The following is an 18,642-nucleotide window of genomic DNA, read 5'->3' as shown; positions in this document are numbered from 1 at the left end:
GCAGCGTCCCAAATTTTCGTCTCAGCGGTCGAATCGGCCCTCGACGACGACTTCGACGGACTCGCCAGCGCACGACAGCGTAATAGATCCGGCTTCCGCGCGCCGCTCACCGTTCTCCGTGAGGACACCCAGATCCGCCAAGTTGATCTCGAAGGTCACTTCGGTCCCTTCGCCGGCCGCTAGCTCGACCCGCTGGAAGCCGACCAGTTCCCGGACGGGCGTTACCCGGGAACTGAACTCGTCGGTCCCATAGAGGTGCAGCGTCGTCGATCCCCCTCGGTCGCTGACGTTTTCGACCGCGACGGTCGTCGTGAGACTTCCCTCCGGGCCGACCCGCTCCGTCGACACCGACAGCTCGCCGGCCTCGAAGGCCGCGTAGCTCAGGCCGTGGCCGAATGGAAACAGCGGATCGTATGTCTCGGGATGCTCCGGCGGGCGCGGGTTCTCCTCGCGGGGGCTGCCTTCGATGGGATGGGGGTGTGGGCGGTAGTCGAAATGGGTCGGCAGGTGACCACTCGACCGCGGAATCGAGACCGGCAGCGACCCGCCGGGGTCCGCGTCGCCGAAGAGCACGTCGGCGACTGCGTTCCCGCCCTCTGAGCCGGGCAGGTAGGCGAACAGGATCGCCGGCACGTGCTCGGCCGTCCACTCCATGGCGAGCGGGCGGCCGGCGACGAAGACGGCGACGGTCGGCGTTCCGGTTTCTCGGACCGCCCCGAGCAACTCACGCTGTGCCTCGGGAAGTTCGAGTTCTGATCGGGTCGGGAACTCGCCGCGGTCGGTTTCGCTGCGGTGGAACTCGTGGCGATACCCGGTCTCGCCGACGACGACCACGGCGGCCTCGCTCGCGTCTGCAGCTTCGCGGGCAGCGTCGAGATCGACGGTCTCGGTCATCGACGCGCCCTGTTCGTACCGGACCGTCGTTTCGACTGGAACGGCCCGCTCGATCCCCTCGCGAATGGTCGTCCCCGGTGGTTCGGGCTCGGAGATGGTGCTCCAGCCACCGAACTGGTTGCGGAGGTTGTCGGCGTTCGGGCCGAGGACAGCGATCGAGTCGAGACTTGCATCGAGCGGGAGCACCTCGTCTTCGTTCCGGAGCAACGTCATCGACTCGCGGGCGGCCTCGCGAGCGACCGCGCGGTGGTCGTCGGTTCCGACCTGCTCGACCCGGTCCGCCTCGACGTAGGGGTCCTCGAACAGCCCCAGCCGGAACTTCGCTTCGAGGACGCGCCGGACGCTCTCGTCGATCCGGTTCTCGGAGAGATCCCCCGATTCGAGCAGATCGAGCAATCGCTCGGCGTGTTCGACCCCGCCGACGCTCGCGACGTCGACGCCGGCGGTCGTCGCCTGCCAGACGGCTTCGTCCATCGAGCGGGCGGTCCGGTGGTCGTGATGGAGCATGTTGATGCCGTTCCAGTCCGAGACGACGTACCCATCGAAATCCAGTTCTCCCCGGAGCCAGCCTTCCAGATACTCCGTCGAGCCGTGGACGGGATACCCGTTGAGTTCGTTGTACGCGGGCATGATCGAGCCCGCGCCGGCGTCGATCGCAGCCTCGAACGGCGGTCGGAACACCCGCCGGAGGGTGTACTCGGAGACGTCGACCGGCGAGCCGTCCTCGCCCCGGACTGGATCGCTGTAGGCCGGGAAGTGTTTCGGCGTCGCGATCACGTTCCCTTCGTCACCGATATCGTCGCCTTGATAGCCCCGAACGGCGGCCGCGCTCATCGACGCGCAGAGGGAGGGACTCTCGCCGAAGGTCTCGTAGATGCGGCCCCAGCGGGCCTCACGCCCCACGTCGGCGACCGGATTGAGGTTCTGGTGTGCGCCGGTCGCGGCGACTTCAGTCGCGGTGACGCTCGCCGCCCGTTCGACGAGAGCGGGATCGCGGGTTGCGGCCATGCCGAGGTTATGTGGGAAGACGGTGGTACCCTTCACGAACCCGTGGCCGTGGTCGGCGTCGACGTAGAACAGTACCGGGATACCGAGTCTGGTGTTCTGGATGGCCTCGCGCTGGAGCGCATTCGCGACCTCGACGCACTCCGCTGGGGTCTCCCAGGGGGAGCCGCCGTGACCGAACGGCGAGACCGCGCCGAGGTGGTGCTCGGTGACAGCCTCGGCGATGCCCGAGACAGTTTCACGACCTGGTCGGAGCGTCGGTGCCGTGCCGACGAGCTGGCCGACTTTCTCCGCGGGCGTCATGCGCGAGAGCAGGTCTTCGATCCGATCCCCGGTGGACCGGTTCGAATCCATGTACGGTGGATCGTCGTTCATCGACAGATCCTCGTCTGTTGGCCGGTCTTCGTCCATGGCCCGCCCTTCACTCGCCGGCGTGTTAATGCTTCGACCCTCCGGGGGCGATCCCCGTGCCCCGATCGGATACCAGCCGATGGCCCCTCGCCAGCCGACCGTTCTCACTGTTTTAGGCTAGCCAAAACACATAAGACTACCCAGTCTCCTACGGGGAAGTAATGCCACGATCCGACGCTGGCCCCGATCGCGAGGCGTCGACGGCGGTTCAGTCCTTCCAATCGTCGCCCGACCGGACAGTCTTCACCGAAGAGGGCAATCCCGACGGCTGGATCGCGACCGATCTGACAGTCGATCCCACGCCGTAGCGGCCCCGAACGTTTTAGCGCCCGCCCGTCTTATGCGGCGGTCGTGAGTACTGTACCCGAGCGAAGCGAGATCGACGAGGAGTACAAGTGGGATCTGGCGTCGCTGTATGCCGATACCGACGAGTGGGAGACTGCTTTCGAGGAGGCCAACGAGCTGACCGAGGTCGTCGCGAGTTACGAAGGGCAGGCGACCGAGGACGCCGAGACGCTGCTATCGGTGCTTGAAGATTACGAAGCGCTGATGCGTACCGTTTCGAACGTTGTCTCCTACGCCCGGATGCGGCAGGACGAGGATACCCGCGACGACGACGCGAAGGCTCTCTTTGCCCGCGCGCGATCGCTGTCGGCCGACGCGTCGAGTGCCGCGAGCTTTCTCGACCCCGAGATCCAGGATCTCGACCGCGACGAGGTCGAGGCGATGATCGAGGCCGAGCCTGCACTCGAGGAATACGAGCACTACTTCGACGACGTGCTGCGGATGAAACCGCACACCCGCTCGACGGAAGTCGAGTCTCTCCTGGCGGATCTGAGCGAGGTCACCGGTGCGGCCGGGGACGTCTACGACATGCTGACGAACGCTGATATGTCGTTCCCGACGGTGGAGGATTCCCAGGGAGAAGCCGTCGAGATCACGCTCAACAACTTCACGACGCTCCAGAAGCGCCAGGACCGGCAGTTCCGCCGCGAGGTCTACGAGGGGTTTTACGACGAGTGGGAAGACGTGCGCAACGCCGTCGGGTCGGCCTACAAGAACGCGGTCAAGACTGACTCGAAGATCGCCCAGGCGCGCAATTACGAGACGGCACGCGAGGCTGCCCTCGACGGGCCGAACGTTCCGACCGACGTCTACGACACGCTGGTCGAGACCGTCCGTGGGAACCTCGATCCGCTCCACCGTCACGCCGAACTCAAGCGCGAGCACACCGACGGCGAGGAGTTGGCGATGTGGGATCTCTACGTCCCGCTGACCGAGACCGAGAGCCCCGAGATCGAGTACGAGCAGGCTTGCGAGTACGTCGTCGACGCCCTCGCGCCGCTCGGTGAGGCGTACCAGTCCCGCGTCGCCGAGGGCCTCGACTCGCGATGGGTGGACGTCTACGAGACACGCGGCAAGCAATCGGGGGCCTACTCCGGGGGGACCTACGATTCCCAGCCGTTCATCCTGATGAACTATCAGGACGATGTCGAGTCGATGTACACGCTGGCCCACGAACTCGGCCACTCGCTCCATTCGGAGTACACGAGCGAGGCACAGCCCTACGTCTATTCGGGCTACGAGATCTTCGTCGCCGAGGTCGCCTCGACGGTCAACGAGGCCTTGCTGACCCGACACCTGCTTGACACTGTCGAGGATGATCGACTCCGTCGGCACGTGCTGGATACGTATCTTGAACGCTTCCGGTCGACGCTGTATCGCCAGACCATGTTCGCGGAGTTCGAACACCGCGCCCACGAGATGAGTGAGGCCGGCGAGCCACTAACGCCCGATCGCCTTGATGACCTCTATGGCGAACTCAAGGGTGACTACTACGCGCCGGGTGAGATCGACGACCGGATCGTCCGCGAGTGGATGCGCATCCCCCATTTCTATCGTGCCTTTTACGTCTATCAGTATGCGACGGGGATTTCCGCGGCCGTCGCGATCGCCCAGTCCATCGCCGAGGAGGGGGACCCGGCGGCCGAGCGCTATCGGACGTTCCTCGAAAGCGGATCGAGCGAGTACCCACTCGAATTGCTCCAGACCGCCGGCGTCGACATGACCACTGCCGACCCGATCGAGGACGCCATCGCCGAGTACGACGACGCACTCGATCGGATGGCCGATCTGCTGTGATCGACAATTGGTAGCAAATCCCATGCAAACCCCGCGACCCAAAGGCACTTTTTCTCGCGCGGAGTAGATATGGGTGTCAGATGTCCCGCAGTCCCTCGCTGCCGGATCGCCCGACGCTCGATCTCGATCCCGAGATGTCGCCGTCCGAACGACTCGCAGCACTCGAGGAACACTACGCGAAGGTCGTTCGCGTGAACGAACAGCTACAGCAAAAACTCGACGCCGCCCAGGAAACACAGCGCTCGCTCGTCGAGGATGTCGACACCCTCGAGCGCGAGAACCAGGCGCTGAAGACCGCTTCGCTGTATATCGCGACCGCCGAGGAGGTGACCGACGACGGCGTGATCGTCAGACAGCACGGCAACAACCAGGAGGTGCTGACCGAGTTGCCCTCGGGTCTCGTCGACGAGGTCGAGGCCGGTGACCGGGTCGCCATCAACGATTCGTTCAACCTCAAGGCGACGCTCTCAGCCGAGACGGACTCCCGCGCGCAGGCCATGCAGGTCGATGGCAGTCCCGAGGTCACCTACGACGACATCGGCGGCCTCGAGGCACAGATCCGGGAAGTCCGGGAAGCCGTCGAGGAACCGCTGCTCAACGCCGAGCAGTTCCGCGAGGTCGGGATCGACCCGCCGAGTGGCGTCCTCCTGCACGGCCCGCCGGGGACGGGCAAGACGATGCTGGCCAAAGCCGTCGCCAACCAGACCGACGCGACGTTCATCAAGATGGCCGGCTCCGAACTCGTCCGGAAGTTCATCGGCGAGGGCGCGAAACTCGTCCGCGATCTCTTCGAACTCGCCGCGGAACGCGAGCCGGCAATCATCTTCATCGACGAGATCGACGCCCTTGCCTCGAAACGGACGGACTCAAAGACCTCCGGCGACGCCGAGGTCCAGCGGACGATGATGCAACTGCTCTCGGAGATGGACGGCTTCGACGACCGCGGTGAAATCCGCATCATCGCCGCGACCAACCGCTTTGACATGCTCGATCGGGCAATCCTCCGGCCCGGCCGCTTCGATCGCCTCATCGAAGTGCCCGAACCCGACGTCGAGGGCCGGGAACGCATCCTGGAGATTCACACCCGCGAGATGAACCTCGCCGATTCGGTCGATCTCGGGACCATCGCCGCCGAGACCGAGGGCATGACCGGCGCAGAAATCGAGAGCCTCACGACCGAGGCCGGGATGTTCGCGATCCGGGACACCCGGACCGAAGTCACCGAGGCCGACTTCGAAGACGCCATCGAGAAGGTCCGGGAAGCTGACGAGGACAGCGTCGGTACGCCAGTCATGTTCCAATAGTGGACGGCATCTCTCACTGCGTCCGGTAACCCGAACACGCGGAAGAACGCCCTTTTACCCCCAGACGGTCTATCCCGCCCTAATGAGCCATCCCTTCGAGACCCTCCCGACGACTCCCACGTCGGAGGAACTCATCGACCAGGCGTTCTCGCGGGCCGCCCGGGCCGGCCGGGCCAAGTCCGGTCACGACGCCCAGCAGTCGATGCTCCAGACCGCCGCGAACGTCCTCTCGGACAACCTCGAGAACGTCGTCACCCAATGGCCCGACTTCGACACTCTCGACCCGTTCTACCGCGAACTCGCCGACGCCGAACACGGTGTTGACGAGTTACGCCAGCACCTTTCGGAAGTGACGTGGGCGAGTCGCAAGACCAGCGACATCCGTGACGAGTACCAGTCCCGGCTTCGGGGCGTCGACGTCGACGGCGCGCGCAAACTCCGCAAGCAGGCGTTCGCCCGCCTGGCCGACATCACCCGTCAGGTGGACGAGAACCTCGCGGCGCTGGCCGATGCCCGCCAGGAGCTTCGAAAACTGCCGGATATCAAACCCGACGAACCGGTGATCGTCATCGCGGGCTACCCGAACGTCGGGAAGTCCTCGTTCGTCAACAGCGTGACGCGGGCCGACAACGAGATCGCCGCCTATCCGTTCACGACCACCCAGATTCACGTCGGCCACATTGAGCGCGATCATATCCGCTATCAACTGGTGGATACGCCGGGCCTGCTCGATCGCCCGCCGGCGGAGCGCAACGCGATCGAAGCCCAGGCCGTGAGTGCGCTCGAACACCTCGCCGATGCCGTCCTCGTGATGGTCGACGCCAGCGGCGAGTGTGGCTTCCCGATCGACGTCCAACTCGAACTCAGAGACGACATCGCTTCCCGGTTCGGCGACGCGCCCGTATTGACGGTCTGTAACAAGGCCGATCGCTCGCGGGACGTCGCGGCCGACCACTACATGAGCGTTACCGAGGACGACAACGTTGAGGGTGTCCTCGACGCGGCGATCGACGCTGTCGGGTACGAACCCGAACTTCCCTTCGAAGAATAAGCGGTTTGTGGCGGGCCGGTCGTCAGCGTTCTCAGGCGCTGGTCGCGTTATAGACGACCTGAACCGACGCAGTGACGTCGACAGGACCGCTCTCGATCGTGGTCGAGGCTGACCCGCCTGCGGCATCGGCGGTCATCATAGTTTCCTCGACGCGGTAGGGACTGACGCTGACGTCACTGGCGCTTATCGAGGACGCACCGATGACGTGCAGCCCGGAACTGTTCGCCAGCGTGTCCGCGTCCGTTCGCGCTCGATCCATCGCCTTTTCGAGGGCGTCCTGGCGAAGCTCGTGGCGCCGCTCCTCTGAGAGCGTAAAGGAGACGCCGTCGACGCGGTTGGCACCGCTGTCGATGGCAGTGTCGATCACGTCGCCGACACGCTCGGTATCATCGAGCGTGACTTCGAGCGTGTGGATCGCGCGGTACTCGGTTGTCTTCTCGGTTTCGGGACGCTGGTGAACCTCGCCGACGTCGTAGTATCCCGTCTCGATCTGATCCTCGGAGACGTTCAGTTCAGTCAGTGCGGTACGGACGGCGGTGAGGTTCTCGGCGACCTGATCGCGGGCGGTCTGGACATCCTCGGCAGTTGCAACGACGCCGAGTCGGAGCACGGCTTGATCCGGCTGGGCTGAAACTTCCGCTGATCCGGCGACGTCGATCTGTTTGGCTGGCTGGTCAGGCTGTGCTTCGGGCGTGACGGCCGTCGCAGCGCCCACCGCAGCGAGCAACAACACCGCCACGGCGGCCACCAGGAGGGTCGATCTATTGAGTTGCATTACAGGTGATCCCACACCCGGAGAACATATAGTCCAATCGAACGTTCAAACGCTCGTTTGAGCGGCCCGGCCCCCTCCGACCGGCCTCAGCCGGCGGCGACTTCGGTCGCCACGTATCGCAATTCGGTAGTCACGTCCCGGTCGAGACGCGTGTCGAGGCGGTCGTCGAGGCTGTCGTGGAGCGCCGGCGGTGACTCGCCGGGCGGCACGCCGACCGTGATGACGATCCGCTCGGGTTGCTGGAAGAACAGTCCACCGGTCCGTTCGGTCGAGATCGAGTGGACCGTCGACCCCGGCGTCTCTTCGACCACTTCCCGGACTGCCTCGTCGATCTGGCCGTCGACAGTGGCTCGCGTGTACGTGTCGTAGGTCACCCCGCCCAGAAAGACCGACAGGACAGCGATCGCAGCCACGAGTGCGAGGACGCGCTTGAGCGTGCTCGACCGGGCGTCGTCCTCACGAAACCAGTGGGTCGGCCGGTAGCCCAGGTACCAAAGCACCGCCAGCGCGGCCAGGTTGATCGAGAGGACGTTCACGAGCGTCAGAATGCCCGATCCGAGGCTGACGGCTGGCAGCCCCCACGCGATGCCGATGCCGACTGTCGCGGCGGGCGGGATCAACGCGACGGCGATCATGACGCCGACCAGTGCCGTCGAGACGCCCGTCGAGAGGCTGACGACGCCCGCGACCCCGGCACCCAGCGCGACGACCAGCGAGAGGAAATCCGGCAGGAGTCGCTCGCGGACGGCCGGAATCTCGGTCACGTCGAGTCCGGGCGGGACGAGAAACAGGTTTTTGACTACGAACGCGAACGCGGCCGCGCTCAGCACGGCCAGCCCCAGCCCCGCGATCTGCAGGCCGATGCCCCGCCGGAACAGCCCCTGGTCGTCGACGACGGTCCCGACGCTTGCGGCCATCGCGGGCCCGATCAGCGGGGCGATCACCATCGAGCCTACGATGACCGCCGGCGAGTCCAGCAGGAGGCCGGCGGTCGCGATCACGGCGGAGACAACGGTAAGGATGGCGTAACTCCAGGTCGCCGGCGCGAGGTCCGCGGCCTTGGAGGTGAGTTCCTCCCGGGCGATGCGTTCCTCGCTTTTCTCCTCGGCGTAGCGATCCGTGAGTTCCTCGAACCGCCTTGAGATGACGGTGTTGGCTTCGACGACGACCGTGTAGGCCTGTTCGTCGATGCCCGCCTCGCGAAGTCGCTCTAAGACCGGCTCGACGGCGTTGGTCGGCAGCGGAATGTACGCCACGGCGGTGTACTCCCGGCCGCTGGTCTCGTCGGTGAGGACGTAATCGACGTCGACCTCCTCGAGTGCCGCTTCGACCGCCTCGCGTTTGCCGGCGGGAATCGTGACCTGAACGAGTCGCACACTCGGAGCCTCGTCGGCGATGGAAATGAAAGGTTGGGTCGCTGGCGGCTGTCGGGACACCATTTGCTCGCCGGCCGGGGGTCGAAACGCAACCTGGAAATCCCCGGAGACGCGACGGGAATACATGGCTGAATCCGGTAGCGCGCCCCCGCTGGTGACGGACGTCGACGGGACGCTGACCGACGACGAATTACGTCTCGATCCCCGGATGGGGACCGCCCTCCGGGAATGGGACGGCCCGGTCGTACTCGCGACGGGCAAGGTCCTCCCCTTCCCGATCGCACTCGCGAACTACCTCGGCATCGAGCGGACTGTCATCGCCGAGAACGGCGGCGTCACGTTCGTCGACGCGACCGACGAACTCGGCGTCCACGGTGACCGCGAGGCGGCCCAGGCTGTCGCCGACGCCTACGTCGATGCCGGGTACGACCTCGGGTGGGGGCCGGCGGACCTGCCCAACCGGTGGCGCGAGACCGAGGTGATCGCCGCCCGTGACCAGCCGCTCGAACCGCTTCGAGACCTTGCGGCCGAGCACGGCCTGGAGGTCGTCGACACCCAGTACGCCTACCACGTCAAGTCCCCGTCGATGACCAAGGGAAAGGGTCTGGAAACGGTCGCCGACGCGCTTGGGTACGAGCCGACGGAATTCGTCGCCGTGGGCGACTCGACCAACGACGTCTCGACCTTCGAGGCCGCCGGGACGGCCATCGCGGTCGCCAACGCCGACGACGCGGCCCTCGCGGCGGCCGACCACGTCACGGACGCGGAATTCGCCGATGGCTTTCTGGAAGCCCTCGATCGAGTCGACGCCGGTGAGTGGTGACTCCGCGCGATCATACGCTCCATTGTCATATATTCACAAACGCCCCTATCGGGGACGCTGCGCGGTGATTTCCGGGGAAGGTTTTTGGGGACACCCGCGTTACCTATCCGCATGACTCCTGACCGGGCCGTCCTCGAACGTGCGATCGAGCGCGGCGAGCGCGAGGGCGGCAGCGTCGAGTTCAAGGAGCGGCTCACCCGCGAGACCCACCTCGTCGACGGTCGCCTCGAAAGTCTGGCCGCCCAGCTTCGCCACCGCGTCCTCAGCGGCGACGGCGAGGCGACCTACGTTGTGGGGATCACCGACGATGGAAACCTGGCTGGTATCGACCCCGAGGCGTTCTCCGAATCGATGGATGTCCTCTCGCTGCTCGCCGACGAAGCCGGGGCGCACATCGAGGATGTCGAGACCTGGGGGGTCGACGGGGAGGGCAATGCCGTCCGCGGCCAGTCCGGCGAGCGCGGGATCGTCGGCGTGGCGACGATCCGGGAGGGGGCGGTCATGGACGACGACGAGCACATCGTCGTCGGCACCGCGGGCCACGTCGATCACGGCAAGAGCACGCTCGTCGGTTCGCTCGTAACGGGCCAGGCCGACGACGGCCAGGGCGGGACGCGCTCGTACATGGATGTTCGCCCCCACGAGGTCGAGCGCGGCCTTTCCGCCGATCTTTCGTATGGCGTCTACGGCTTCGACGACGACGGCCCCGTCCGGATGGACAACCCCGACCGGAAGACCGATCGGGCCCGCATCGTCGAGGAGGCCGACCGCCTCGTGAGCTTCGTCGATACCGTCGGCCACGAGCCCTGGCTCCGGACCACGATCCGCGGGCTCGTCGGCCAGAAGCTCGACTACGGCCTGCTGACCGTGGCGGCCGACGACGGACCCACCAAGACGACTCGCGAGCACCTGGGCATCCTGCTGGCGACCGAACTCCCGACGATCGTCGCCATCACGAAGGCCGATCTGGTCGACGAGGACCGGATCGCCACAGTCGAGCGTGAGGTCGAGCGCCTGCTGCGGGACGTCGAGAAGACACCGCTGCCGGTCGAGCGCCACGGCGTCGACGCCGCGATCGAGGAGATAAGCGAGACTGTCGTCCCGGTGGTGACGACCAGCGCCGTCACGGGCGATGGACTCGACACCTTAGACGAACTCTTCGAGCGACTGCCCAAGACCGGCGGCGACGAGACGGCCCAGTTCCGGATGTACGTCGACCGGAGCTACAACGTCACCGGCGTCGGCGCGGTCGCCTCGGGGACGATCAACGCCGGCCGCGTCGAGGCCGGCGACGAACTCCTGTTGGGGCCGATGGCCGACGGCAGCTTCCGGGAGGTCGTGGCCCGCTCGATCGAGATGCACTACCATCGCGTCGACGAGGGCCGGGCCGGCCGCATCGTCGGTATCGCGCTGAAGGGCGTCGAGGAACAGGACGTCGAACGCGGGATGGTCCTCCTGCCCCGCGAGACCGATCCCCAACCGGTCCGGGAGTTCGAGGCCGAGGTGATGGTGCTCAACCACCCGACGCGGATCGGCGAGGGCTACGAACCCGTGGTGCACTTAGAGACAATCAGCGAGGCCGCCGCGTTCTATCCCGAGGGCGGCCAGCTACTTCCGGGCGACAGCGGGCGGGCGCGCATTCGATTCAAGTTCCGCCCGTATCTGGTCGAGGAAGGTCAGCGCTTCGTCTTCCGGGAGGGGCGTTCGAAGGGCGTCGGGACAGTGACCGATGTGACCGGCGTGGAGTGACGCGTTTCTCGATACTCCGGTCGTTCTACGAGAGTTTCCGCTCGACGTCCGCGATGTCGGTGTCCGCGCCGACGTGGAGGTGCTCGATCCCGGTCATCGACGCGAAGTCTTCGAGGTGCTCGTTCGTCACGGCCTGGCTGTAGCCTGTGTGGTGGGCGCCACCGGCCTTGATCCACGCCTCGATGGCGGTCTCGAAGTCCGGCTCGGGTTTCCAGACCGCCCGCGCGACGGGGAGTTCGGGCAGCGGTTCGTCCGGCCCGACCGACTCGACGTCGTTGGTGATGAGCCGGAAGCGATCGCCCATGTCGACGAGCGAGGCGTTGATCGCCGGACCGGTGTCGGCGTCGAAGACCGCCCGCACGGGGTCGGCCTTGCCGCCGATGTCGAGCGGGTGGATCTCGAGGCGTGGCTGCTCACCGGCGATGGACTCACAGATCTCGAGCATGTGGGCCCCGAGGACCTTCTCGTCGCCCTCGGTAAGATCGTAGGTATAGTGTTCCATCAGCGATGTGCCGCCATTCAGTCCCTGGCCCATGACTTTCATCGCCCGGGTCAACAGCGCCGACTTCCAGTCGCCCTCCGGGCCGAAGCCGTAGCCGTCGGCCATCAGCCGCTGGACTGCGAGGCCGGGGAGCTGGGACAGGCCGGTCAGGTTCTCGAAGGTGGTGGTGAAGCCGACGAACTCGCCGTCCTCGAGGAAGGCTCTGATTCCGAGTTCGATGCGTGCGGCCTCTCTGAGCGAATCGCGTCGGTCGCCGTCGGCCTGGAGTTCGGCTGCGAGTTCGTACTGCTGGTCGTACTCCTCGAGGAGATCGTCGATCTCGCTCTCGGTGACGTCCTCGACGAATTCGACGAGGTCGCCGAGGCCGTAGCCGTCGACGCTCGCGCCGAAGGCCATCTGGGCGGACACTTTGTCGCCCTCGGTGACGGCGACGTCGCGCATGTTGTCGCCGAAGCGGGCGATCTTCGCGCCCCGGAGTTCGTGACGTGCGGCAGCCGCGCGAGCCCAGGTGTCGAGTTGCTCGCGGACGTCGTCGTCTTCCCAGTGGCCGACGACGACCTTCCGGTCGATGTCGAGTCGCGAGACGATGTGGCCGAACTCGCGGCCGCCGTGGGCGGACTGATTGGCGTTCATGAAGTCCATGTCGATCTCGTCGTAGGGCAACTCGCGGTTGAACTGGGTGTGGAGGTGGACGAAGGGGACGTCCAGCGCCTGCAGGCCACGGATCCACATCTTCGCCGGCGAGAAGGTGTGCATCCAGGTGATGAGGCCGATGCAGTCCTCGCTGGCGTTGGCTTCTCTGACGACCGACTCGATGGCGTCGGCCGTCGTCAGGACTGACTTGAATTCGACGCTGACCGGGATCCGGTCGTCATCGTCGAGTCCGGCGGCGACCTCGCGAGCGTCTTCCGCGACGAGGTCGAGCGTCTCCTCGCCGTAGAGGTGCTGGCTCCCGGTGAGGAACCATACTTCCAGGTCATCGAAGTCCGTTCCGTGCGGGATGGGTGACATAGATAGTCACAGATCGGACGACCGCGAGTAAAAAATGATCGATGGGAGCGGACGAACGCGGCCGGCCGCGTTGCCCACCCTTCGCCCGACCGCGTCACCCCCTGATTCATTATCCCGTCGAGTGAACCCCGCGGGCATGGTCACGATCACCGATCCGACCGGCGAACTCACCGCCGAGGTCGATCCTGACGGGACGATCTCGCTCAACCACGACGGCACTCGCGTGCTCGATCCATCGCCGTATGGCATCAGAACGCCGTACGGTCAGTTCCCGGACGACTTCGCTCTGCGCGAGCAGTCCCAAGCCGAGATCGACGAGACCTACGAACTCTCCCACGGGAAGGAATCGAGCCCGCACTATCTGGCGACCGAGACGACGCTGACCTTCGCGGGCGACGGCGGGACCGTCGACCTCCAGGTCCGGGTCGCGACCGACGGCGTCGCCTACCGGTATCACATCGAGGGCGACCACGACCAGTATCTCCTGCCCGGCGACGAGTCCGGCTTCCGGTTCCCCGACGGGGCAGTCGCCTGGGTATCGGAGTACCAGGCCAACCACGAGGGCCACAGCTGCCAGTCGCCCGTGACCGCCCTCGAGGGCGAGTACAACCTCCCGGGACTGTTTCGCGTCGGCGAGTCCTGGGCACTCATCGCTGAGGCCGGCGTCGACGGCACCTGGATGGCCGGGCGACTCACCCCTGCCGACGACCACCCGGTCGGCGTCGACATCGCGTTCCCCGAGGCGAGTCCGACCTCCCACGTCTGGGGCCACGACCCCGTCACCTCGCCGTGGCGTGTCGCGATTGTCGGCGACCTCGCGACCGTCGTCGAGTCGACGCTGCCGACCGACCTCATCGAGGGGCCGGCGTTCGATCCCGAGTGGGTCGAACCGGGTCGCGTCGCGTGGTCGTGGTGGTCCAGCGGATCGCAAGTGCGGGATCTCGAGACCCAACAGGAGTACGTCGACTACGCTGCCGAGCGGGGCTGGGAGTACGTCCTCGTCGACTTCGAGTGGGATGAGGCGTGGATCCCAGACCTGGTTGAGTATGCCAACGAGCGCGGTATCGGTGTCGAACTCTGGGCCAATTTCATCGATCTGAACACCGAGAGCAAGCGTGAACAGCGACTATCCCGGTGGAGCGAGTGGGGCGTCGCCGGGATCAAGGTCGACTTCATGGATAGCGACGACCAGGGGCGGATGCAGTTCTACGCTGATCTGGCCGCCGATGCCGCCGAATACGAACTCACGGTCAACTTCCACGGCTCGGCCGTTCCGACGGGCCTGCGGCGGCGCTACCCCAACATCATGACCTACGAGGGCGTCCGCGGCGCTGAGTACTACAAGTGGGACACGAACACGCCCGAGCACAACACCATCCTGCCCTTCACCCGCAACGTGGTGGGGCCGATGGACTACACGCCGGTCACGTTCTCGGCCGAGCGGCGACTCACCTCGGCGGGCCACGAACTCGCGCTGTCGGTCGTCTACGAGTCGGGCCTCCAGCACTTCGCCGACAGCATCGAGTCCTACGCCGACCAGCCGCTCGCCGAGGACGTGCTCGCGGCCGTCCCCGCCGCGTGGGACGAGACGGTCTTCCTCGGCGGTCATCCCGGAAGCGAGGCGACGCTCGCCCGCCGGCGGGGTGAGCAGTGGTTCATCGGGTCGATCACCGCCGGGCCCGCCCGGACGGTCGAGGTATCCCTTCCCGATCTCGAGTTCCTCGACGCCTCGACGACGGCGACCGTCACGACCGACGCAGGGGACCGGGACCGGCTCGAAGCGTTCGAGCGGGATGTCTCCCCGGGCGGGACACTGTCGGTCCCCGTCGCCGAGCACGGCGGCTTCGTCGCGAGACTCTGAGGCGCGCCGTGTCGCGCCGTCGAAACCCCCCACGGACCGCCCGTCGAATCCGCCGGACGGCTGCGTTCCTTCGAACACAATTTATAAATACGAATTGGCCGCTCGACTAGGCTATGGGCTCTGCAATTCACGTCCAGCAGCGCGAACCGATCGCCGAGATCGACCCGAACCTCTATGGCCACTTCGCCGAGCACCTCGGGCGGTGCATTTACGGCGGACTGTGGGTCGGTGAGGACGACCGGGTCCCGACCGAGGACGGCGTCCGCATGGACACGATCGACCTTCTCGCGGATTTGGATATGCCTGTCCTGCGGTGGCCCGGCGGCTGTTTCGCCGACGACTACCACTGGGAGGACGGGATCGGCCCGCGCGAGGAGCGGCCGACCCGCCGCAACGCCTTCTGGACGCAGGGACGTGCGGACATCCCCGAAGAGCCCAACGAGTTCGGCACGGAGGAGTTCATGCGGGTCTGTGATCTGCTCGATGCCGAACCCTACCTCGCGGCCAACCTCGGCAGCGGGTCGCCCGGCGAGGCGGCCGACTGGCTGGAGTACTGTAACTACGACGGCGACACCGAACTCGCGAATCGCCGTGCGGAAAACGGCAGCGACGACCCTCACGACGTGAAGTTCTGGGGCGTCGGCAACGAGAACTGGGGGTGTGGCGGCCGGATGAGTCCGGAGCAATACGCCGAGGAGTTCCGTCGCTTCGCCACGTACCTCCGCAGCGTCGACGGCCTGCTGAGCGAGGAAGACGTCGAACTCGTCTCCGTCGGGCACATCCACGACGACTGGAACCGCAAATTCCTCGACGCGCTCGACGAGTGTGCGAGCTTCACCGAAGGCCCCTACGACCTGATGGAGCACATGTCCGTCCACCGGTACTACGAGGCGGGCAGCGACACGGACTTCGACGACGAGGAGTACTTCCGACTGCTCGCGCGCTCTCGCAAAGTCGGGGGTGACGTCGACAATGCGGTCGACGCGCTGTCGGTCTACGCCCCCGAATCCGACATCAGTATCGTCGTCGACGAGTGGGGCGTCTGGCACCCCGAGGCGACCAACACCAACGGCCTCGAACAGGAGAACACGGTCCGGGACGCGATTTCGGCGGCCGGCGTCTTCGACGACCTCCACGAGCGGGCCGACGTCGTCGCGATGGCGAACATCGCCCAGACGGTCAACGTCCTGCAATGCCTGGTCCAGACCGACGAGGACGACGCCTGGCCGACCCCGACCTATCACGTGTTCGACCTCTACGAGGGCCACGCCGGCGGGACGGCCCTCGATACGGTGGTCGACACCGACGCCCACGAGGTCGAGGACGAGCCATACGACGTGCCGCTGGTGAGTGCCTCGGCCTCCGAGCACGACGAGGAGATCTATGTGACGCTGTCGAACCGGGCCCTGGAGAGCGAGGACGTCACCCTTACGCTCGACGACGATGGCGCAACTGTCCGCGACAGCGCGGTGCTGTTCGCCGACACCGACGTCGAGGCGTACTCGCGGAAGGACAACGCGGCGGCGTTCGCGCCCGAGGAGATCGACGTCGAGGCGACCGGCGACGGGACGTTCGAGGTCACGGTCCCGGCGAGTTCGGTCGTGGCGCTGACCCTCGACGCCTGATACTGACGCCTCCGTGTGGTTTCGGCAGACTCGGTGGGAAGCGTTTTTGCCGTCCGCTGTGTTGGCCGAGAGCATGAACGACCCACGGGAGTCGCCCTCGATCGGTGACGTCACGATCGACGACGAGTTCTTCCGGCCGCGACGCGAGGTCAACCGCGAGGTCACGATCGAATACCAGTACGAGCAACTGGAGGCGGCGGGCACCCTCGACAATTTCCGGCGGGTGCGCGACGGCGAACGCGGCGGGCACAGCGGCATGTGGTTCCAGGATTCGGATGCCTACAAGTGGATCGAGGCGGCGAGTTACGTCCTTGCCTCGCGGGACGACGACGACCTGGAAGCCCGCGTCGACGAGGTGATCGATCTGATCGCCGATGCCCAGGGGGCCGACGGCTACCTCAACACCTACTTCGACCTGGAGGTACCCGACAAACGCTGGAGCAACCTCAACACGATGCACGAACTGTACTGCGGGGGCCACCTGATCGAGGCCGCGGTCGCGCACTACCGCGCGACCGGCAAGGAGACCCTGCTCGACGTGGCGCGGGACTTCGCCGATCACGTCGACGAGATGTTCCCCGAGCAGATCGACGGCGCGCCGGGCCACCAGGAGATCGAACTCGCGCTGATCAAACTCGCTGCCGTGACCGACGAGGACCGGTATCGCGACCTCGCGGCATACTTCGTCGACGTGCGCGGGACGACCGATCGCTTCGCGTGGGAGAACGACCACCGCGAGGAGATCGCGACGCTCGAGGAGTGGGAGGGCGACGAGGGCGGTGCGGAGGGTGACGGTGAGATCGGGGCGGACGACGAAGACGCCGACAGCGATGGCGACGCCGAGGAGGGCAATGACGACGCTGAGGGAGGTAATGACGACGCTGCGGAGGAGAACGACGAGTGGGAGGACGCCGAGGTCGAACCGTACGACGCGAGTTACAACCAGGCCCACGCCCCATTGCGGGAGCAGGACGCCGTCGAGGGCCACGCCGTCCGGGCGATGTACTACTTCGCCGGCGCGACCGACGTCGCCGCCGAGACGGGCGACGATGGTCTGCTCGCCCACCTCGATGACCTCTGGGAGAACATGACGACGCGACGGATGTACGTCACCGGTGGGATCGGTTCCCAGCACCCCGGCGAGCGCTTCACGATCGATTATCACCTGCCGAACGAGACGGCCTACGCCGAGACGTGCGCGGCGATCGGGAGCATCTTCTGGAACCAGCGCCTGTTCGAAGCGACTGGCGACGCAAAGTACACTGATCTGATCGAGTGGACGCTGTATAATGCCGTACTGCCGGGCGTCTCGCTCGACGGGCGGGAGTTCTTCTACGACAACCCGCTCGCGAGTGACGGTGACAGCCACCGGGAGGGGTGGTTCGACTGTGCGTGCTGTCCGCCGAACGTCGCGCGATTGCTCGCCTCGCTCGAACGGTATCTCTACGCCACCGACGACGAGGCGCTCTACGTCAACCAGTACGTCGGCGGGAGGGCCGAACTATCGGTCGCTGGGACGGCCGTCTCGATCAGCCAGGTTTCCGATCTACCCTGGGAGGGCAGCGTCACGCTCGACATCGACGCCGCGGAACCAGCCACGTTCGCCCTCCGGCTCCGGGTGCCCGGCTGGGCCGAGGATGTCTCGATCGCGGTCGACGGCGAGGCGGTCGACACGGCCGTCGACGCCGCGGACGCGCCGACGTACGTCACGCTCGACCGGGAGTGGGCCGACGCCGAGATCAGCGTCGAGTTCGGGATGTCCGTCGAGGTGTTCGAAGCCCACCCCGACGTCGCGGCCGACGCCGGCCGCGTGGCACTGACGCGCGGCCCGCTGGTGTACTGTCTGGAGGGCGTCGATCACGACCGCCCGCTCCACCAGTACGCGATCGATCCCACGACCGATTTCGCGGCGACTCATCGCGAAGACGTGCTTGACGGAGTTACCGTCCTCGACGGCGAGGCCACGGTGCCGTCACTCGACGGCTGGGACGATGAACTCTACCGGCCCGCTGTCGAAACTGCGACGGAGAACGTGTCGATCACCGCCGTCCCCTACTACGCCTGGGACAACCGCGAGCCCGGCGAGATGGCTGTCTGGGTGCGAGAAGCGTAG

Annotated in this window: 13 protein-coding genes; 9 read left to right on the top strand and 4 right to left on the bottom strand. The window is 66.2% G+C overall.

The genetic code is table 11. The annotated features are described in order from the left end of the window. Positions 1-21: 21 nt before the first annotated feature. The gene (locus tag HUTA_RS05675; protein ID WP_015788914.1) at positions 22-2,310 is read right to left on the bottom strand and encodes a glycoside hydrolase family 3 N-terminal domain-containing protein; all 2,289 of its coding nucleotides are present in this window, start codon (positions 2,308-2,310) and stop codon (positions 22-24) included. Positions 2,311-2,471: 161 nt separating this feature from the next. Between HUTA_RS05675 and HUTA_RS15540 the strand changes: the two genes are divergently transcribed. From HUTA_RS15540 to HUTA_RS05660, 4 genes are all read left to right on the top strand, one after another. Continuing rightward, positions 2,472-2,618, top strand: coding sequence for a hypothetical protein (locus tag HUTA_RS15540; RefSeq protein ID WP_015788913.1), 147 nt, complete (start codon positions 2,472-2,474; stop codon positions 2,616-2,618). Positions 2,619-2,661: 43 nt separating this feature from the next. Beyond that, positions 2,662-4,452: an oligoendopeptidase F gene (pepF, locus tag HUTA_RS05670; protein ID WP_015788912.1), complete on the top strand. Its 1,791-nt coding sequence runs from the start codon at positions 2,662-2,664 to the stop codon at positions 4,450-4,452. Between the two features lie 80 nt (positions 4,453-4,532). Continuing rightward, on the top strand, positions 4,533-5,756 hold the full coding sequence (gene pan2, locus HUTA_RS05665; protein WP_015788911.1) for a proteasome-activating nucleotidase Pan2: 1,224 nt from the start codon (positions 4,533-4,535) through the stop codon (positions 5,754-5,756). Between the two features lie 82 nt (positions 5,757-5,838). Beyond that, positions 5,839-6,807 carry an NOG1 family protein gene (locus HUTA_RS05660; RefSeq protein WP_015788910.1) on the top strand — a complete coding sequence of 323 codons (969 nt, stop codon included), beginning with the start codon at positions 5,839-5,841 and terminating at the stop codon, positions 6,805-6,807. 31 nt (positions 6,808-6,838) lie between these two features. Here HUTA_RS05660 and HUTA_RS05655 read toward each other — a convergent pair whose 3' ends face one another. After that, complete coding sequence (locus HUTA_RS05655; protein WP_015788909.1) at positions 6,839-7,582, bottom strand: SIMPL domain-containing protein; 744 nt, start codon at positions 7,580-7,582, stop codon at positions 6,839-6,841. 86 nt (positions 7,583-7,668) lie between these two features. Continuing rightward, positions 7,669-8,958, bottom strand: a complete 1,290-nt coding sequence (locus tag HUTA_RS05650; RefSeq protein WP_015788908.1) for a TIGR00341 family protein — start codon at positions 8,956-8,958, stop codon at positions 7,669-7,671. Between the two features lie 124 nt (positions 8,959-9,082). Between HUTA_RS05650 and HUTA_RS05645 the strand changes: the two genes are divergently transcribed. After that, positions 9,083-9,781: a phosphoglycolate phosphatase gene (locus HUTA_RS05645; RefSeq protein ID WP_015788907.1), complete on the top strand. Its 699-nt coding sequence runs from the start codon at positions 9,083-9,085 to the stop codon at positions 9,779-9,781. A 111-nt stretch (positions 9,782-9,892) separates the two neighbouring features. Then, a complete protein-coding gene (locus HUTA_RS05640) occupies positions 9,893-11,530 on the top strand; it encodes a GTPBP1 family GTP-binding protein (RefSeq protein ID WP_015788906.1) in 1,638 nt (545 codons plus the stop codon). Between the two features lie 25 nt (positions 11,531-11,555). Here the strand turns inward: HUTA_RS05640 and araA are convergent, their stop codons facing one another. Next, positions 11,556-13,043, bottom strand: a complete 1,488-nt coding sequence (gene araA / locus HUTA_RS05635; protein WP_015788905.1) for an L-arabinose isomerase — start codon at positions 13,041-13,043, stop codon at positions 11,556-11,558. 136 nt (positions 13,044-13,179) lie between these two features. On the opposite strand from araA, the gene HUTA_RS05630 reads away from it, so the two are divergent. From HUTA_RS05630 to HUTA_RS05620, 3 genes are all read left to right on the top strand, one after another. After that, positions 13,180-14,904: a glycoside hydrolase family 97 protein gene (locus tag HUTA_RS05630; protein ID WP_015788904.1), complete on the top strand. Its 1,725-nt coding sequence runs from the start codon at positions 13,180-13,182 to the stop codon at positions 14,902-14,904. A 113-nt stretch (positions 14,905-15,017) separates the two neighbouring features. Continuing rightward, entirely contained in the window at positions 15,018-16,529 is a 1,512-nt protein-coding gene (locus tag HUTA_RS05625; RefSeq protein ID WP_015788903.1) for an alpha-N-arabinofuranosidase, read from the top strand. Positions 16,530-16,602: 73 nt separating this feature from the next. Further along, entirely contained in the window at positions 16,603-18,642 is a 2,040-nt protein-coding gene (locus HUTA_RS05620; RefSeq protein WP_015788902.1) for a glycoside hydrolase family 127 protein, read from the top strand.

The organism is Halorhabdus utahensis DSM 12940 (genome assembly GCF_000023945.1).
Lineage (GTDB): Archaea > Halobacteriota > Halobacteria > Halobacteriales > Haloarculaceae > Halorhabdus > Halorhabdus utahensis.
The sequence above is the reverse complement of the archived record's forward strand: the minus strand, read 5'-3'. Positions and strand labels throughout refer to the sequence as shown.

Coding starts and splice junctions, on each gene's coding strand:
- HUTA_RS05620 (WP_015788902.1), top strand. CDS start 16,603: ATGAACGACCCACGGGAGTCGCCCTCGATCGGTGACGTCACGATCGAC.
- HUTA_RS05645 (WP_015788907.1), top strand. CDS start 9,083: ATGGCTGAATCCGGTAGCGCGCCCCCGCTGGTGACGGACGTCGACGGG.
- HUTA_RS15540 (WP_015788913.1), top strand. CDS start 2,472: ATGCCACGATCCGACGCTGGCCCCGATCGCGAGGCGTCGACGGCGGTT.
- HUTA_RS05640 (WP_015788906.1), top strand. CDS start 9,893: ATGACTCCTGACCGGGCCGTCCTCGAACGTGCGATCGAGCGCGGCGAG.
- HUTA_RS05655 (WP_015788909.1), bottom strand. CDS start 7,582: ATGCAACTCAATAGATCGACCCTCCTGGTGGCCGCCGTGGCGGTGTTG.
- araA (WP_015788905.1), bottom strand. CDS start 13,043: ATGTCACCCATCCCGCACGGAACGGACTTCGATGACCTGGAAGTATGG.
- HUTA_RS05630 (WP_015788904.1), top strand. CDS start 13,180: ATGGTCACGATCACCGATCCGACCGGCGAACTCACCGCCGAGGTCGAT.
- HUTA_RS05675 (WP_015788914.1), bottom strand. CDS start 2,310: ATGGACGAAGACCGGCCAACAGACGAGGATCTGTCGATGAACGACGAT.
- pan2 (WP_015788911.1), top strand. CDS start 4,533: ATGTCCCGCAGTCCCTCGCTGCCGGATCGCCCGACGCTCGATCTCGAT.
- HUTA_RS05660 (WP_015788910.1), top strand. CDS start 5,839: ATGAGCCATCCCTTCGAGACCCTCCCGACGACTCCCACGTCGGAGGAA.
- HUTA_RS05625 (WP_015788903.1), top strand. CDS start 15,018: ATGGGCTCTGCAATTCACGTCCAGCAGCGCGAACCGATCGCCGAGATC.